The sequence below is a fragment of the Acidianus brierleyi genome, from assembly GCF_003201835.2.
GTDB classification, from domain to species: Archaea; Thermoproteota; Thermoprotei_A; order Sulfolobales; family Sulfolobaceae; genus Aramenus; species Aramenus brierleyi.
Genome location: NZ_CP029289.2, coordinates 2080201 through 2098908 on the forward strand (window position 1 = coordinate 2080201; position 18708 = coordinate 2098908).

Sequence of the window (18708 nt, forward strand, 5' to 3'; positions counted from 1 at the left end):
AATTATTTATAAAATCTAATATAGCATTATATTAATTTCTTATTCCGGTGGTATTTCCTTAAATGTTATTGAAAGATCTATTCCTTTTTTATGATTGTAATACCTAGAAAGTAGATAAATTGTAATTCCTAAAGCAAAGGCTACGATTACAAAAGTTGCTGTTATATCATTAATCCCTGTTGGTGTCATAAATCCGAAAATTGGGTTTGTTCCTGCATCGAATGTTAAAAATGCTAGATAAAGTGCTGCTAGAGGTCCTGTTATTTTGAGTATTTTGATTTTGTTCTTAAAACCATAGATACTTGCGGCTATCATTACTGTAAGAAGGTATGAAGCGCCTAAGATAGTTGTTCCATATAACGATGCTGCAGCAGATAGTGAAAATACTGGAATAAGCAATAGTGATAGCGTTATAGTTAAGTCTAATAAATGGGCATATATTGGAGAACCTTGTGAGTTTACTTCCGAAAACTTCTCTGGTAAAACTCTATCAAAGGATAACGCAAAAACATATCTTGAAAACACTACTACTCCATAAGACAGTGTGTAAAAATTCCATGCTATTAATCCTAATCCTATTATCCATTGAAGTATTGGATTTGAAGCTACTGCAATAGCTACTGTCCAAAAATTGTAAGTAAAAGTAGGATATGCTAATAAATTCAAATTATAACCTGCTACTAAATTCATTTCTAAAAATCCTAATGTTACTAAGATAGCAGTAATACTTACTGCTAATATTACATTAAATTTTGCTATCTTATTATTTTTAAATTCTGAAGATACTGCAGCACCTGCGTTTATCCATGGATATGTATAGAGCGCAAATAATGGGAGGAGTGAAAACGTTGCAGCAATACTTATTGGAGGTAAGAAGGAATACTTTGGAATTACATTTGTTATGTTATTTGTTTGCAGGAAGGGTAAGATTTTAGTTCCGAAATCTGATGCAGAGAGTCCAATTGCTATCATTGCTATTATTAAACTAGATAATGAAAAAATGCCCAAAGCAGTTACAATACTAAAGCCCCATCTTGATTTCGTTATGTTTAACAATATGATTATTATAAAGAACGATGCCGAAATACCGTAAAATATTAGTCTATTAATAATAGGTGCATTATAAGGATTTACGAAGATTGTATTTGCTAAATAAAGAAGATCTGGTATCTTATCTACTTGTCCTATCGTTGTTAAAGTACTATTTATTGATGCGCCAGAAAAGAATGAGATTATAGCAAAAAACGATGCAGATTGTATTAAGTACATAATGGCCATTATTGATCCTATTCCTCCACTTAAGTTTCTGGAAATCCAGATGTAATCTCCTCCAGTTCTAGAGATCTTACTTGTCATTATAGTATAGACAATTATTTCGGGAATCGTAAAAATTAACGCAAATATTGATGCTAACCATAAAACTCCTCCTTTCTCTAGATAGGGAGAAATAGAAGTATACAATGCTTCGCCTATAGATAAATTTCCTATATTAAGCAATACTGCATCAGTTAGGCTTACTTGCTTTATTAAGCCAGAGCTCTCCCTTATGAAGTAACTCTTGCTTTCTACCATAAAGTGATCTTTATGGTTTGGTATTTAAAATTAATACTCAAGTAAAAATTTAAAGAGTATTATCAAGCTATTTTTTACATAACTAAGTTAAAACAGATCTTAAGATTGTATATTAGGTTGTTTCGATAAATTTTATTATTATAATGAGGGTAAATGGTATCAATGCGAAAGAATTTTGTTACTATAGGGATAATATTGATAATTATTGGTGTTGTAATATTTGCTTCTTCTATGTATATAGCTACATCGTCACTTCATTATAATGAAATTAATTTAGCGCCAGGTCAGCAATATTCTTTGCATGTAACTAATACTGGCATATTTATGTATAAATCCAATATATCTTATCCAGTAAAACTTCTTCAAGACAACGTTACATTGACATCTTCTAGCTATAAATCAGGGTATTATAGTTACGTAGTAGAACCTTCTAATGCGCATGCTATAATAAATATATATAATAATTATACGGTTCCGCTTGAAATAGTATATGCAAATATTCCAATTTCATCGAGCGTCGTAATTTCAGGATTATTAGTTATAATCGCAATAGTTTTAGTAATAGCTGGTATAGTCATTGCTATTTATGGGGCGATAAAGAAGTAATCTAAATTTCGATAAATGGTAAAATAATCTTTTGATTTTTTCTACCAAGTAATATTTCTACTAAATTATCTAAAGTAGGTTCTGTAGAATATTCGTTCATAAAAAAAGCACCGTTAAATGGAACTAGAATTATTGAAATAAAATTATCTATTTCTTCTTGCGCTAATATTATTTCTTCTATAATTTCTTTAGGTATTGGAGAGACTTTGTTTATAATTAGAATTTTTTTTCCATTCCAAGATTTCGAATAGTCAACTGTAGTTTTTAGGCTAAACTTATCGCATACAAACAAATTTATTGAATTTTCTTGGTCTGGTCTGGCTAATCCAAGATCATAAATTTCAAAGTCTACTTCTTCATTTTCTACGGCATATTTATCAGGATAGACTTCTACTTTAAAATTCATTTCTCTAAGTTTTTGTGCGATGTAATTAGCAATCAAAGTTTTTCCTACTCCACCTTTGAGTCCTATTACTTTAATTTTCATTAATAATCACTTTACGTTTTTAATATAACGTTATCTATTTGTCTATTCTATATTGGTAATCCTATAAACATAATTTAATCTAACCATCCTAAAGTTTTATAACAATCAATGGAGAATCCACTAGATCTCATTTTAAATTTTATTAATACATTAAATAATTCCTGCCTTGTTACAGGTATATATGCAGAACCTAGTGGTCTACAAAATATTTCTTTAGACTCAGCTAATATATTATCTTTGTTCTTTTCCTTAATTTCTAATACAGATAGATCTGTAAACCATCTGTTTGGTCTTATAAGTAAATTTTCATTTTCTGTTTTTCCTATAAGTTCTCCTATAGCAGATTCCTCTTTTAATTGAGTAAAAATTACGACAGCATTCTTATTTAAAAAATATCCTATGATCCCTGTTCTAGGATCAGAAATAGGAAAATCCTTTCCTATAAGATAACTTTTATTTTCAGTATCAGAGTAATTTATTCCTACTGTTGAGTCTACATTCCATGTCAATTCTTTTCCCCATTTTTTAATTCCGATATTCAAAATTAATTTAGTATTTTTTGCAATTTTAGGTTCTAATGTAGGTGGAGATCCATTTATAGAAACTTTAACACCAGCTTCTCTTAAAGCTCCAGCTAACTCTAGTGTTTCCATTAAAGTATCGTCACATGGATATAAGTATATCACATTAAAGAAAATAAGTTTACGGAAAAGCTTTTTATACTGCTTAGTATCTATTCTTATCTCGATCTCTTTCCGATCTTTAAAGTCAATATCGGAGATCTCTGTCGCTTTATATATCATGTATAATGATTATCTGTCTATATAAGTTTTTAAGCTTTTTTAATTAGAATGTCATAAAAATCTAATCATATATTGTTAACAGTCAGAAAACTGTTTTTTATCTATTTTTTATATAGAATAACAATAGGATAATCGGAAAATAATTCTGATACGTTAATATTATTGGTTATTTTAACTTGATTATCTGTAAGAATATCAATAAAGTCTCCATCAAGTTTCATAAATGTATTCTTTAATTTATCTTTGAATGGATATGCTTCAGTTACAAATCTTGGAAATATTACTAAGATTCCTCTTCTCATAAAACCACAAATATTATTGCTTCCTTCTACTTCTAGTGGTTTATACCCAGAGAACGCTTCCGGATCTTTTTTCCTTAAGTTTAAAATCTTCCATGTAACATATAATTTATCATCAAGGTGTCTATTTTTCTTAATATTATTTAATTTATTTTTTAATTCCACAAAATTCACTTGTCTCCTATTGTCTGGATCAACCATGAGATATGTAAAACTCTCATTTCCTTGATAAATATCTGGTACGCCTGGCAGAGTCAATTTAAGTGTTGTCTGTATTATTGAATTCATTTTACCATAGAAGTCTATCTTCTTCCAAAAATCTAAAAATGAGTTCATGAATAATTGATTATTGAGAGCTTTTTCAATAAAATCCTTAACAGCATTTTCATATTTTATATTTGGCTCTATCCAGAATGTGTTTTCCTTTTCTTCTCTAATAGCCTTAAACATATAGTTTATTAATCTTTCTTTATATTCGTTGCTATACCCATTCCATGTACCTAATAACACTTGATAAAATCTATATTCATCGTTCTTTGTAGGTCCTATAGTTACGAATTTTTCGTTAAACTTAGACCATTCTAAAAGTTTTTTCTCCCATTCATCTGGTATTTCAGAAAGTACATTTATTCTTGCACGTACGTCCTCACTTAATTTAGTATCGTGTGTTGATGTAGTTAGCATTGAATTAGGCCATAAAATTTCTCTTTCAATGTTAAATAAATGGAAGTCTACACACGATATTCCATTAAGCCATGGAGTACCTCCTACTTCGTTCTGGGAAATAAGGGGATTATAATAATAAAAGAATGTATCTTCTATTCCTTTAGCCATTACTGCAGGAGAGAATTGTTCTATTCTTTGCAAGATCTCCTTATTATTTAATAGATTGAGTATCTTACTGTCTTTAGAGCATTCTTCTATGTTTTTTATTACTTCAGTATCTATCCAACTGTAATTCTCTACGTAAGTTCTGTAAATATTTATACATACTAAAAAATTAATTAATGTTTCCCTATAATCTTCACTTAACCCAGTTATTCTCAGTAACCTTTCTATATCTCCTTTAAAGAGCTGGTCTATTACTTTTCTCTTTTCTCTTACTAATAAATCTTTGGAAAACTCTATTCCAGTAAAATTATAATAAATTTTTCTCATTTTTTCCATATTCTTTATAAATAGTAAATTTAAAATTTTTAAGAAATCATATCCCGTAGTTCCTTCGATTTTCCAATCTCTCAATCTTTCGTTCTCTCCTAATATTTTTTCAACAAATAGGTAAATGTTTCCTAAATTAGCTCTCAGTCTTTCTATATATTGTTTAGGATCATATAGTCCATCTATATGATCTACTCTTAAACCTTCTATGTATCCTTCTTTTACTAATTGAAATATCTTTTTATGAACTTCGTTAAATACATCTTCGTCTTCTTCTCTTAATGCTATTAAGCCGTTTACGTCGAAAAATCTCCTATAATTTATTTTATTGGAAGATTCTTTCCAAAAAATTAGTTCATAATTCTGGTCTTCTAATATTTCTTGTAAATGTTTATTTAGACATTCTTCGTCAGCGCAAGAATATTTGTTCTTAATTTTTTCTATACTATCGTCTTTTATAGGCAATTTTAATTCATAGTATCTTATATAAAAAGAATTATCTTGTTTTTCTATTCTTAATTTTTTAATATCTTCAGGATTGCCTAATATTGGTAATAATATTTTATTTAAACTCCAATCTATATCAAAGAATTTAGCATAAGTTGAATTTTTACCATATTTTAAAACATCCATCATGTAAGGATTTTCTAATGCCATATGATTCGGTACTATGTCTAGAATTATTCCTATGCCTTTTTCTCTAGCTTTTTTTGATAATTCTATAAACTTCTCTTCTCCTCCTAATTCCTCGTTTATTTTAGTGAAATCGAAGACGTCGTATCCATGACTACTGCCTTTTCTAGCTTGTAAAATTGGAGATAAGTAAAGATGTGTTATTCCTAGATCTTTTAGATAATCTAGTATTTCAATGACTTGTTGGAAATTAAAGTTTTTATTAAGCTGCAATCTGTAAGTTATCAATTTTATATCCTCCTATAAACTATTGCAGATCTACCCTCAATCTCTAATTCCTGTTCTGCTTTAACTATCTTCTCTTCTTCTTTTGGATCTCTATCATAAGACCAAAGAATTAGTTCCCATTTTTCTCCTATTTTAGGCACTTTAAATTTTATGGTATTTGGATTTGCGTTTAGAATTATGAGAAATGTATAGTCTGCTACTCTTTCTCCTCTTTCATTAATCTCATCCATAACGTCTCCTGATAGAACGAATGCTATTGTATTTGTTGGTGAATTCCAATTGTTTTCTTTTATCTCTAGTCCGTCTGGGCCTAGCCAAGTTATATCTTTATAAGGGGCTCCGAAAAGTTTTCTTCCTTGGAAAAACCTTCTTCTCCTAAATATTGGATGGGACTTCCTTAAGAAAATAGACGATTTAACAAAGTCATGAAATTTCTTTTTCCTATCATCTAAATTCCAGTTAAACCAGCTAATCTCGTTATCTTGACAAAAAGCATTATTATTGCCTCTTTGAGTTCTACTAATTTCGTCTCCTCCTAGTAACATTGGAACTCCTTGGCTTATGAATAATGTTATAATAAAGTTTCTTTTTTGCCTTTCTCTACATGCTATTATATTAGGATCTTCAGAAGGCCCTTCAAATCCACAATTCCAACTATAATTTTCATCCATACCGTCTTTATTATCCATTAAATTTGCTTCATTATGCTTCTGATTATAACTAACTAGATCCTCTAGTGTGAAGCCGTCATGTGATGTAATATAATTTATGCTGGCGAAGGGCGTTCTTCCTGATCCCATGTAGAGATCTGGAGAACCCATTAGTCTGTTTGCTAATTCGCTATAAACTATTGGTTCTCCTCTCCAAAATCTCCTTATTGTATCTCTATATTTTCCATTCCATTCTGCCCATTGATATGGAAAATTTCCTACTTGATATCCTCCTTCTCCAACGTCCCATGGCTCTGCTATTAATTTTACTCTTGAGAGAACAGGATCTTGTTGAATTGTTACAAAAAAGGTGGATAACATGTTTACGCTGTATAGTTCTCTTGCTAGAGCTGAGGCTAAATCGAACCTGAAACCGTCTACATGCATTTCTAATACCCAGTATCTTAGACTATCCATAACCATTTGCAAAACTCTAGGATGCCTTAAATTTAGGGTATTTCCTGTTCCGGTAAAATCCATGTAGTATCTTGGGTTCTCTGGGTTTAACATGTAGTATGATTTGTTATCTATGCCCTTGAAACTTAGCGTAGGACCTAGTTGATTACCTTCTCCAGTGTGGTTGTAAACTACGTCGACTATAACCTCTATGCCTGCAGTATGGAGTTCTTTAACCATCTTTTTAAATTCTATAACTTGTTGTCCTAAGCAACCGCTACTGGAATATCCACAGTCTGGTGCAAAATATGCTATAGGATTATAACCCCAATAATTAGTTAGACCTTTATCGAGTAGCCATTTATCTCTTACGAATTGTTGAACTGGCATTAGTTCTAGAGCCGTTATTCCCATATCTTTCAAATATGATATAACTTGTTTTGACGCTATTCCCATAAACGTTCCACGTAGATTTTCGTCTATGTCATCCCTTAATTTTGTCATTCCTCTTACATGTGTTTCGTAGATGATTGTTTGACTCCAAGGTATCCTTAGACTAAGAGGTCTATCTCCTTCCCAGTCAAAAGAATCTTCGTAAACAACAGATTTAGGTATAAAAGGGGTAGAATCTCGTTCATCAAAGGAGAGATCTTGATTTTGATCTCCCATTTTATATGCAAAAAGAGAATCATCCCATTTTATAAATCCTGCAAGAGCTCTAGCATATGGATCTATGACTGCTTTATTTTTATTGAACCTTAAACCCTCTTCTGGTTTAAATGGACCATCCACTTTATAGGCATATAATTGTCCTGATAAAATACCTGGTACCAGAACGTGCCAAAGATCTCCAGTCTTTTCTTTAACATCTATTATCTCTTTAGGTTCTTTATCATCGGGATGGGAAAATAATAATAGTTGAACTGATGTAGCGTTCTCAGAGAATAATACAAAATTTGCTCCATCCTTAGTTATTGTAACTCCTATAGGATAAGGTTCTCCTGGTCTAGTAGGTCTCTGAACAGTAGACATAGTATAAGAATATATCAAGAGGTTTTTTAGTTAGCGTTTCTATAAATAGCAGCTCCTCTACCTATTTTAATCTCTCCTTCTATGTATTCTGGAAATTCAGCAGTAGATAATATAAGTTTCCATTTTTTCTTTAAATGAATAGTAGAATCTTTAAATGCTGCTACGACTAATAATTTATCTCTTTCAATTAACAATGAATTATCTTCTATTTTTACTAGAATATTTCTTGAATGATCGAGCTCTTTTTTAATTTTTATAATATTTTTATAGAAATTTAGTATTTCATAATCTATTTTCCAACTTAACTTAGATTTATTATAAGTGTCGTCTGATTGAGGATCGTAATAATACTCTCCTAATTCTTTTTTTCTACCTTCCCTTAATGCATTAATTAGCTGAACATCTGAAAAGTCAGTAAAAAATAAGAAAGGATTTTTTTCTCCATATTCTTCTCCCATAAAAATCATTGGTATATAAGGAGACATAAAATATAGAGTGGAAAGTATTAGAAAGTTCTGTTTATCAATTAAATTTAGTAATCTTTTACCGTCTTTTCTATTACCTATCTGATCGTGGTTTTGAATATATACAATAAATTTATTTCCTCCTAGATCTCCCACCGGTGCGCCATGAGTTTTTTTCCTGAAATTTGAATATACTCCATCATATATAAATACTTTCTCTAAAGCTTTTACTATTTGTTCTATAGATCCAAAATCTTCATAATATGAATCTCTCTCCCCAGTAGCGTAAGCATGTAACGCGTGGTGAAAATCATCAGACCACTGAGCGTCAATGTTATAACCGCATTTTTCTTTAGGCGATATTATTTTAGGATCGTTCAAATCACTTTCTGCTATTAAATTTATTTTTCTTTTTAATTCACTTTCTGCTATTTTAATTTTATCAGAGATTTCGGATAATATATGTTTTGGAGAAATGTCGTAGATACTATGTACCGCATCTAATCTTAATCCATCCATATGATATTCGTAAATCCAATATAGTGCATTTTGAGTCACATAATGCCTTACTTCATCACTCCATGCTTCATCATAATTAAAAATTGGACCCCACGGAGTAGTATATCTTGAAGAAAAATAAGGTCCAAATTTTCCTAGATAATTACCCTCAGGACCTACATGATTATATACTACATCTAAAATTACTCCTAGGCCTTTTTTATGTGCTTCATTAACTAATCTTTTTAGTTCATAAGGGCCACCATAGCTATTTTGTACAGCATAAAGAAATACTCCATCATAACCCCAGTTTCTCTTTCCCCCAAATTGAGATACTGGCATTAATTCAATGGCTGTAATACCTAAGTTTTTGAGATAATCTAGTTTTTCTATAACTCCTTGAAAATCTCCTCTTTCACTAAATGTGCCTACGTGTAGTTCATATATTATAAGGTTATTCTGATCTATACCTTCCCATTCTTTGTCTTCCCAATTAAAATTTTCACATAAAACCTTAGATTTACCATGAACTCCTTCAGGCTGATATCTAGATGCAGGATCTGGTATTTCCATGTTTTCTATTAAATATGAATAATATTCCACATCCTTATCTTTCAGCGAAAAATATCCCTTATCTTCCTTATTCATCTCTACTATTTCCTTTTTATTCTGTTTGTATAGAACTATTGATAAAGAATCATAGTACGGTGACCATATTCTAAAACTTACATTAGACTTTTCACAATTTGCACCAAGATCTAGTTTCCAGGGCATATAAATACTATTATTTAAATATAAAAAAGCGAATCTATAGAGTATTAAATAATGGAAATTATAATTACTTTCTATCAGAATTATTAACCAAATATATTAGTATGATTCAGATAATAGCGAAATAAAGTAGCTATTGTTTAATATTAAAGACGTAAAGACTAGTTTATTATCAATAATATCTATATAGTCCTATATAGTCCTATTGGAATATATAGAATAAGTATATATTTTCAGTAAAAGACTCTCTATACGAAAGAAAGATGGGATCACCTTTCAAAAATTCGCCATTTAAAGAATTTGATGATCTAAGGCTAAGTTTTAATCATATCAAAGTTTGGTACACTTCTGGCATGGGATTCTTTACTGATGCCTACGATTTGTTTATCATTTCAGCAATGTTAGATATATTTGGAACGCAAAATTTACCAGGATTTCATTTAACTCCTTTTACTGAGTCATTATTAGCATCCTCTGCGTTAATCACTGCGGTCTTAGGACAGCTAACTTTTGGATTCTTAGCGGACAAATTTGGCAGAAAATCAGTTTATGGAATAGAGGCAACTTTGTTGGCATTGGGAGCTTTACTTTCAGCTTTTGCTCCTAACATAATTTGGCTAATAATATTCAGATCTATAATGGGATTTGGAATAGGAGGAGATTATCCAGTATCAGCAACTATAATGAGCGAATATGCCAATGTAAAAGACAGAGGCAAATTAGTTGCTCTAGTATTTGCTAATCAAGGTTTGGGAAGCTTAGCCGCAGTAGCAGTAGGCGCAATTTCTGCTTATGTGTTACCTTTGTCAATAGCGTGGAGAGTTATGGCAGGCATAGGTGCAATTCCAGCAGCTTCTGTTATATATCTAAGGAGAAAAGTACCAGAAACTCCCAGGTATGCTGCACTAGTAAAGGGAGATTATAAAGAAGCTCAGAGATCCGCTACATTTATGGGGACTAAATTACAAGCGAATAATGTAGTTAGTAAAAAACTTTCATTTGGTCAATTCTTAGGAAAATATGGGGCATTACTTTTAGGTACTGCTGGTACATGGTTTATAACGGATATAGCGCTTTATGGGACTGGAATATATTCTGGTGCTATAGTTACTTCAATTTTAGGAAAGCCTCCGTCAATTGGATATGAGATAGTAGAACAAGGCGTTCCTTTCACGGTAGGATTCTTTGGGTACTTTACTGCAGTAGGATTAATGGATAGATTAGGAAGAAAGTGGATACAAACGCAAGGCTTTGCTATTATGGCAGCAATATATGCAATAGTATCAGCTATATTGGTAACTTCAGGAACAAAAGTTACAGGATTTATAATTCCAACAACAGAAGCTTTCGCAATATACGCTTTATCATACTTATTTATAGACTTTGGTCCTAATACTACTACATTTGTTATACCGGCGGAAGTATATCCTACTAACTATAGAACTAGGGGGCATGGTATTTCAGCAGCAGCAGGAAAAACTGGTGCAGCAATAACTACATATTTGTTCCCATACCTATTAACAGGAATAGGAATTAAGGGGGTCTTAGAGATGTTAGCAGGAGTTAGCATAGTAGGCGCGTTGCTTACAGTGTTCTTTATAAAAGAGCCAAAGCTAAAGAGCTTAGAAGAGATATCTGATGAAGAAACAGTAGAAAAACAATCTTCGCAATCTCAATAATTTTAAGTAATTAAATGGTATTGTGTTTTTTATTTAGTTATATATAATAATATAATGCATATGTATGAACTTAGTAAGAGACTAAACTGGTAATTTTTTAAGTATCGTATATCGAGTAAACATATGGACGTTGGTATATTTCTTGCGGCTTTTGGAATAAGTCTTCTAGAACTGTCAGAAGCTGGAGCTGTAGCAGTTATCTATAGAGGGATATTTAATAGCAATAAACCTTACATTTATGCAATATTAGGAGTTCTTACAGTACTAATTCCAACTTTTCTTTTAGGCTCTTTTATATCTCTATTACCATTAAATTACGTACTTATAGCAGCAGGAATCATTCTTTTTTATTTTGGATATAGATTATTAAGAAGTGCTAGAAGATCAATTAAAGGCTTACGGAAACCACATGAGAAAGAAAAGGAAGAAAGTATAGCGGTTGTATATACTATAGGAGCTACAGAAGCATTTGAGGCAGCATTAGTCATTATTGCGTTAATACCTCAAAATTACGTATCTACTTTGATTGGTACATTGTCAGCTTCATTAGTAGTTATAGCTCTGACAATAATTCTAAAATCTCAAATAATGAAAATAAGAGTTCCTCAGTTAAAGTACGCATTATCTGCACTTCTTTTTAGTCTAGGAACTTTATGGTTTGGCGAAGTATTTATTGGTATAGATGAAATATTTCTTCCATTATTTTTTGTAGTATATCTAGCTGTAAATTACGCATTAATAAGAATATAACGATATTAGAAAGATAAGTCAAAATTTTTTATGACATGTTTTATAGGATCCAGCGATTGTTATAATTTTTACTAAAAATGTCTATATTATTTTAAAATATATCTAATTACTTCCTGAAGTGGAAAATGTCATTCCGTTGATTATTACTGAAATTAATATTATTATTGTTCCTATAAATTGAACAAAATTTAGACTTTCCTTCAAAAATATGTAAGCTAAAATTATCGTAAATACTGGCTCTAAAGCCGAAATTATAGTTGCTGTTCCAGAATCACTCTTTTTCATTCCTCTATAGAAGAAAAAATATGGTAAGATTGTTGCAAAAATACCAAGATATATGCCTCCAAAAATAGAAGGTAAGTTTATTTTAGAGAATATTTCGAGTATTATTACAAATGGAATAGACCATATGGACTGAGAAGCTATCATTTCCCACTCCTTTGATCCTCTAATTTGTAAATATCTAGAGTAGGAAACCAATAGAGCGTAAGTAAAGCCCGACATAAGGCCTAATAACGTTTCCATCAGATTTAACGTTCCTTCATAGATTATGTAAAGGCCTATAACGATACATATAGAGGATATGATTTTTATTGCGTTTGTAGATTCCTTAACAAGGAGTTTAGATAACATGAAAACCCATAGAGGCGCAGTATATAATAAAACAGCAGATAATGCTGCTCCGTCTATAGTTATGGTATAAATGTATGTTTCGTAAAAAGCTGCTGCGAATAAACCAAGAATTATTTGTTTGAGGTTAAGTATATTTCTAATTTTTATAATGAAAAAAGATATTATTGCTGAAGAAATACTTCTAAATAAAACTAATGAATAAGGATTAGCACCTTGGATATAGAAAAATTGTGTTGCTATACCAATAGTTCCCCATAAGAACGAGGTTAATAATAGATCATAAAAACCTTTCTTTAAGTGCATTAAAATAATTTCATAATTAGGTCTATATTATCTTAATTGATTTTAGGTAAACTAATCCATTGTCAAGGATGGCTCTATGTTAAGAAAAATGTTTATTAATATAATTAATATATTAAGTTAAAGATTATAAGAGCTCTATTCTGAAGCTGTAGTATTTGTTGAGAGAATCTTTTTACAATCTCTTTTTATCTATTTATAAAACGATTTTGCTCTACGAAATGTCAGGTTAAAGAGCTAGATAATATAAGATTGTTGCGAATATACTCTTACAATGTATAGATTCATAGTCAAGGATAATAGATAGTTAAACATAATACTGAAAGATTTTAATAATTATTTTAGTTGGAAAGTTGGTTTGCCCATATTATAAAAACGGAGCTTGTTATTCTCCGTCATTAGATCAACCAGATGCTAGTGTAACCTCTAAAGAAAGATGTCTAAAGAATTTTAAAGTATGCAGATATTTTCAAAATGAGACTAAATTAGATATTAAAAATTTTTATTTTGAAATGAAAACAAAGCTTTCAAGCGAGTGTAATTATTATGAGCTTAAGGATGTTGGTAGTGGATTTGTAGCATATTGCAAGGTACTTAACAGAATTATAACGGAATCACAAGCAATTAACTGTAATAAATATTGGAATGACTGTCCTTTAAGAGCTATTATGGATATCCACTGAAAGGTTCTATAATTATTTTGCCAGTTTTACCGCCTGCATCCAATGCAAGTTTAGCGTATTCTTTTGTATTTGTCGGCATTCCACTAATATAGAATAATGCGTCTTGATAAGGTCGTAATTCATCTGCGGAAGGTTTCTCAAATTTTGCTACTTTTTCCAAATCTTCTTTGAATAATATAGTTCCATCATCATCAGGTTCATAGAACAATATTATTTTTGATTTAGGTTTATCTTTCAATAAGTAAAGGATCATTGATCTTATAGGTGTTATTCCTATACCTTTTGTTATAAATACATATTCGTCTGAATCTTTTATTACAAATTCGTCTTCAAATGGGCCTTCAAAACTTAACTTATCTCCAGGTTTCAAGGTCGATAATCTTTGTTTGAATGCTGAATTTCTAATTTTAGTAGCAAACATTAGAAAGTCCTCAAAAGGCGAACTAGCTATTGAAAATGTTCTCTTATCATTGTCAAAGATTACATCTATAGTATTGCCTGGTTTAAAGTTTAATTTGGTGTCTAATTTCATTATCAATTTATCTCCAACTTTATCTATTGAAAGTATTTTTGCATCCATATTCTAATTACAGATAGGAAGTAAAAAAATGGTTCCATTAATTAATGACTTTAACTCCATTTTATTACTGTTTTAATCTCTCCAGGTATTTTTTTGCTTACTACCTCAGGTCCATTTTCAGGAGAAACCATGGAAGTAATCATTCTAGGCACTAATGATCCATATTTTTCTTTCCAAAGTGTCAAATAGTTTACGGCTTCCCTGAAATGCTCCTTGCTGGCATTTACACTTCCTACTACGGCAATGTTATTTTCTACAAAGAATGTTACTAGATCTGCGTCTATTTCCACTTTATCTCCTGAAGATGTACCAAAGAGTACTAAAATAGCATTCTTTTTAAACTTCTTTAAAAGAGGTAAAAATGCTGACGGATAACCAGTGGTATCTACAATAACATCGGCAGAAGGAAGTTTTTCTAATCCTTGTGTAGTATTATAAAATGTTGTACTCATTCTTTCTGCTATGTATGCCTCTGTAGGAGAGGGATCTCTCTTATTAAGGAGATATACATTAAATCCGTTAGTTCTTAAAAGAAGGGAAAAGAAAGTTCCTATTGGTCCAGATCCAACTACCAACGCATTTCTGCATTCGTAAGTAGAGTCTCCACAAGTCCAAATCATTCTATTCTGTATATTTAATATTTCATCCACTGCTTTTACTACATTGGATAATGGTTCTGTAAGCATCCCTATATCTTTTATAGGCTCTGGAACTCTGACAAGATACATTACATCGTCAACAAATTCCTCTCTCATAAATCCATTAAGTCCTCTTATACCAGCTTCTACAAATTTTCCAGTTTCACAGAAATCTGGTCTTCCTATTTTACAATTTAAGCAAATACCACAGCCTCTTCTTACTACTGGAACTACTAAATCACCTTTTTTAAATCTTTCAACTCCTTCTCCTACTTCTTCTACAACCCCCATAGCTTCATGGCCTAAGATTAGCTCTGATGCATTTTCTTGTGGTCTAGAAAAAGTTATTTTTCCGCTAACTATTCCTCTATCTGTACCACATATTCCAGTATAAAGTGTTTTTATTCGTACTTGACCAGGTTTAACTTCTTGAGAAAGTTCTATATCTTTAACTTCTGCGCCAGGGTTAGGTGGTTTTACTATAATAGCTTTCATGTATATATTTAAGATAATAATAGATAAAAAATAATCCTTTTAACGGTATGTGTTAATAATATGATCTTAAAGTTAATATCTAACGTATCGTAGTATTATAGAGTGCAAAATCAAATAAGGTTTTACCCAAAGAATTCTAATCGTGTACTTTGCGTTCATTAAGGATAATAAAAAAATTCTGTATAGCGACGGGATAATTAGTGAGTATGATGGTAAACTTAAAGTTAAAGACAATATAATAGGTTACGTTTTATCTCCTTCAGACGGTAAGCTAAAACAAACTAAGATTCCAGTTTATGATTGCTCTAAAGTAGAATTTTCTGGAGCATTAAGGGGAAAAGTATCTGATTTCTATATTTTTGAGTCTAAAGATTCTCTTTGTTTATATTTTGGAACTCTAGATAAAGAAATAAGTGGAGCAATTTATGATTTTGTAAGCGGATTGTCATTTATTAAAGGTGATAAGACAGAAATTATAAAAAATATGGATAAATATGAAGTAATTCAGTTTGCTTTAAAAAGTTTTAATGATGATGAAATAAAAAGATACGCAATAATTAATTTATCAAAGTTGAATAAATGTAATGAAGCTATAGACTTATACTTGAAATTAGATAAGAAATTCCCAGAAGAAGCTCTAGCAGCGGCTGAATGCTATGAGAAATTAGGTGAGGACTTAGAAGCATTAAAAATATACTCTTTCTTTTCTGAAGAAAAATATAAAGAACTTGAAAGTAAATTAATGAAAAAAGTTGACCTAATGATAGATGAATATAAATCAACAGAGAATCCTAAACGTCTGTTTGATGCATTAAATGTTTTACCTACGTATGATGCACCTGCTGTTAAATTAGGCTGGCACTATATGAAAAAGAGAAATTATAACGATGCAGTTAAGTACTTTGAGGAAGCTTTGAAAAGATCAAACAGTTACCAGAATATGTTAATGTTATCCTATGCGTATTTTAAATCAGGAGAGTATAGGAAAGCATATGATCTAATAGAAAATGCAGAGAAAATAAGAAGAACTGCTAACTCAGCCTATCTTAAAGGTTTAGCTTTAGAAGCTTTAAATGCTCCATCTAACGCAGAAAAGGAATTTACATATGCATGTAAAGAAGGAGTAGTAGAAGCATGTGAGAAAGTTTCACCAAATAAGTTATATTTACCTAAGGATTTTTTGCCGGAACAATGGCTAGGCTATGTACTTTATGGCTATGAAGTCAAGAAGATAATAGGAAATGGTGGAATGGGTTATGTATTGTTAGTAGAGAAAAATACTAGAAAATATGCAATGAAAATAATGAAAAAAGAATATAATTTTACAGAAATGCTATACGAGGTGGCTAAAATGCAAGAAATATCAAAGGGATCAAAATATGTGGTAAGAATTCTTTCAAGTTTTATAGACGAGAATTGGACTGATTACTTTTCATCTCCTCCTGCTATCATTATGGAATATATGGAGGGTGGAGATTTGAGGAAAATACTTATAGAAGAGGAGTATCAAAGTTTGCGACATTCAGTAAGATGGCCTGAAATAGTATCATTAATATATTCTAAAGTATCTGATGGCATAATACACATGCATAAAGAGGGTTATGTTCATTGTGATATAAAGCCTTCAAATATCTTATTTAGTTCAAAATTACAAAAATATGGAGAAGACGCTGAGACAGATATTTTAACAGAAAGATCTGTTCCAAAACTTTCCGATCTAGGCAGTGCAGTAAAATTTGGAGTTCCTGTAATACATTATACTCCTTATTATGCACATCCGCTACAGAGGTTTGGTTATAGAGCCGACTATAGTATGGATGTGTATTCTTTTACAGTATCTTTATATGTAACATTAACTAATAATTTCCCTTTCCCAGAATGGCTTGAAAGAGAATTAGAAGATGCTGTAACAGATTCTTCAAAGAGAGAGCAAGCGTTAAAAGATTTTTATAATGCAGAACCTAGAATGGATTACGTCCCAGACGAATATAGGGAATTAATAGAGAAAGGATTGAAAGGAGAGATAACTATGGAAGAAATTTCAAGGGAACTAAAGAATTTAGTAAGTAGTTTCTATAATATACAAGATAAAATTTTAATTTCCTCGTGAAATAGCTGTTTTCTTCTTTCTTCCTTTAAGTCTTGATAATAGTATTCCTGAGAACATAATTGTAATTCCTACTATAGAAAAATCAGATGGTAAGGACATGGTCTCTATTCCATCTATAGCTGTTGTAAGTAGCGGTACAGAAAAAGAAAGTACTGTAACCTTTCCGACTTTCTCCATCCTTAACATTTGATTCCATAAAATAAAGGTTAAACTTCCACCTAGGATCGAGACATAAATGAGATCTGCTATAAAATTATATGTAAAATCCAGCTTAAAGTCTAGGAAAGAGAAACCGAAGAAAAACATTGAGCCTATAATAAGCTGTGACGAATTTACAACAAATGGATCCATATTTTTTAGAAATCTAAAAAATACTGTAAAAGAAGCCCAGAAGAAGGCATTAACTAACGTGAATATAAGTCCTATGAGGGTATATCCAAAGCCTAGCGGTATTGAATAAATTATAACTCCTAAGAAGCCTACTGTAATCCCTAATATTTCAGTTATTTCTGGTTTCTCTTTTATAAGGAGTAGCGATAATGGCAAAGCAAAAAGCGGCATTGAGTAACTCAATACTGCAGATTCTGAAGGAGATACATAAAGTAGTCCATACGCCCAAAGTCCAGAACTTAAAGTAGTAAGAATCGTTAAAAATATTATATTTCTATTTATAACAATCTTCTTAGCTAATGGAAGTAATGAAATACCTCCAATTAAATATCTTATTGCCATAAAAGGTAAAGGAGAAGCATATTGTAATCCGTTTTTAACAAATTCATAAGAAAATGCGCTTAACACGATGTATGGAATAGCGTATTTTAATATTTTCAAGTTTTTATCAGTTATCGTCTTAGAGATTCCATTAAAATTGTTAATTGAAGCTGTAAAGAGTAGAAAGGCTTATAACTGAGAAAATGAAGTATAAAAGATTAAGTGAGAAGAAATGGAATACAGAAAAATCTTTGAGGGGGCTGCATATTCAATATTTGAAGACGATGAGGCTACATTGGTATTGTTAGAAGGGAAACCTGTTGCTGCCTCATGCATTGAACATGGTAATCATAACCTGTTCGATTTTGATTGCCCCCATGTAGAAAAACTAATGAAGAAAATTTTTTCTTAA

At 30.9% G+C, this 18708-nt stretch carries 16 protein-coding genes; 6 read left to right on the top strand and 10 right to left on the bottom strand.

Going from position 1 to position 18708, the window contains the following annotated elements:
* Positions 1–39 precede the first annotated feature (39 nt).
* Positions 40–1572, bottom strand: coding sequence for an APC family permease (locus DFR85_RS27430; RefSeq protein WP_110271023.1), 1533 nt, complete (start codon positions 1570–1572; stop codon positions 40–42).
* A 162-nt stretch (positions 1573–1734) separates the two neighbouring features.
* On the opposite strand from DFR85_RS27430, the gene DFR85_RS27435 reads away from it, so the two are divergent.
* Positions 1735–2178 (top strand): hypothetical protein, encoded by a 444-nt coding sequence (locus DFR85_RS27435; RefSeq protein WP_162582773.1) that lies wholly within the window; start codon positions 1735–1737, stop codon positions 2176–2178.
* Position 2179: 1 nt separating this feature from the next.
* Here DFR85_RS27435 and DFR85_RS27440 read toward each other — a convergent pair whose 3' ends face one another.
* The 5 genes from DFR85_RS27440 to treZ all read right to left on the bottom strand — a co-directional run bounded on the left by DFR85_RS27440 (position 2180) and on the right by treZ (position 9720).
* Positions 2180–2665 (bottom strand): hypothetical protein, encoded by a 486-nt coding sequence (locus DFR85_RS27440; protein WP_110271025.1) that lies wholly within the window; start codon positions 2663–2665, stop codon positions 2180–2182.
* Positions 2666–2739: 74 nt separating this feature from the next.
* Positions 2740–3318, bottom strand: a complete 579-nt coding sequence (locus DFR85_RS27445) for a hypothetical protein (RefSeq protein WP_162582775.1) — start codon at positions 3316–3318, stop codon at positions 2740–2742.
* A 251-nt stretch (positions 3319–3569) separates the two neighbouring features.
* Positions 3570–5846: a malto-oligosyltrehalose synthase gene (gene treY / locus DFR85_RS27450; RefSeq protein ID WP_162582777.1), complete on the bottom strand. Its 2277-nt coding sequence runs from the start codon at positions 5844–5846 to the stop codon at positions 3570–3572.
* 2 nt (positions 5847–5848) lie between these two features.
* Positions 5849–7984 carry a glycogen debranching protein GlgX gene (gene glgX, locus DFR85_RS27455; RefSeq protein ID WP_110271028.1) on the bottom strand — a complete coding sequence of 712 codons (2136 nt, stop codon included), beginning with the start codon at positions 7982–7984 and terminating at the stop codon, positions 5849–5851.
* A gap of 26 nt (positions 7985–8010) precedes the next feature.
* On the bottom strand, positions 8011–9720 hold the full coding sequence (gene treZ, locus DFR85_RS27460; RefSeq protein WP_110271029.1) for a malto-oligosyltrehalose trehalohydrolase: 1710 nt from the start codon (positions 9718–9720) through the stop codon (positions 8011–8013).
* A gap of 260 nt (positions 9721–9980) precedes the next feature.
* Between treZ and DFR85_RS27465 the strand changes: the two genes are divergently transcribed.
* Positions 9981–11396, top strand: coding sequence for an MFS transporter (locus tag DFR85_RS27465; protein WP_246252876.1), 1416 nt, complete (start codon positions 9981–9983; stop codon positions 11394–11396).
* A 123-nt stretch (positions 11397–11519) separates the two neighbouring features.
* A complete protein-coding gene (locus DFR85_RS27470) occupies positions 11520–12146 on the top strand; it encodes a hypothetical protein (RefSeq protein WP_110271030.1) in 627 nt (208 codons plus the stop codon).
* Positions 12147–12248: 102 nt separating this feature from the next.
* Here the strand turns inward: DFR85_RS27470 and DFR85_RS27475 are convergent, their stop codons facing one another.
* Positions 12249–13082 (bottom strand): DMT family transporter, encoded by an 834-nt coding sequence (locus tag DFR85_RS27475; protein ID WP_110271031.1) that lies wholly within the window; start codon positions 13080–13082, stop codon positions 12249–12251.
* Positions 13083–13432: 350 nt separating this feature from the next.
* On the opposite strand from DFR85_RS27475, the gene DFR85_RS27480 reads away from it, so the two are divergent.
* The gene (locus DFR85_RS27480) at positions 13433–13762 is read left to right on the top strand and encodes a hypothetical protein (protein ID WP_246252877.1); all 330 of its coding nucleotides are present in this window, start codon (positions 13433–13435) and stop codon (positions 13760–13762) included.
* Here DFR85_RS27480 and DFR85_RS27485 read toward each other — a convergent pair.
* Together DFR85_RS27485 and DFR85_RS27490 are read right to left on the bottom strand one after the other, a co-directional pair.
* Complete coding sequence (locus DFR85_RS27485; RefSeq protein ID WP_110271033.1) at positions 13746–14342, bottom strand: FAD-dependent oxidoreductase; 597 nt, start codon at positions 14340–14342, stop codon at positions 13746–13748. The genes DFR85_RS27480 and DFR85_RS27485 overlap by 17 nt on opposite strands.
* A 50-nt stretch (positions 14343–14392) precedes the next feature.
* Positions 14393–15475 (bottom strand): glucose 1-dehydrogenase, encoded by a 1083-nt coding sequence (locus DFR85_RS27490; RefSeq protein WP_110271034.1) that lies wholly within the window; start codon positions 15473–15475, stop codon positions 14393–14395.
* Between the two features lie 142 nt (positions 15476–15617).
* On the opposite strand from DFR85_RS27490, the gene DFR85_RS27495 reads away from it, so the two are divergent.
* The gene (locus DFR85_RS27495; RefSeq protein WP_110271035.1) at positions 15618–17585 is read left to right on the top strand and encodes a protein kinase domain-containing protein; all 1968 of its coding nucleotides are present in this window, start codon (positions 15618–15620) and stop codon (positions 17583–17585) included.
* On the opposite strand, the gene DFR85_RS27500 is transcribed toward DFR85_RS27495, so the two are convergent.
* Complete coding sequence (locus DFR85_RS27500) at positions 17571–18383, bottom strand: DMT family transporter (protein WP_246252878.1); 813 nt, start codon at positions 18381–18383, stop codon at positions 17571–17573. The genes DFR85_RS27495 and DFR85_RS27500 overlap by 15 nt on opposite strands.
* Positions 18384–18528: 145 nt before the next feature.
* Between DFR85_RS27500 and DFR85_RS27505 the strand changes: the two genes are divergently transcribed.
* The gene (locus tag DFR85_RS27505) at positions 18529–18708 is read left to right on the top strand and encodes a hypothetical protein (RefSeq protein ID WP_110271037.1); all 180 of its coding nucleotides are present in this window, start codon (positions 18529–18531) and stop codon (positions 18706–18708) included.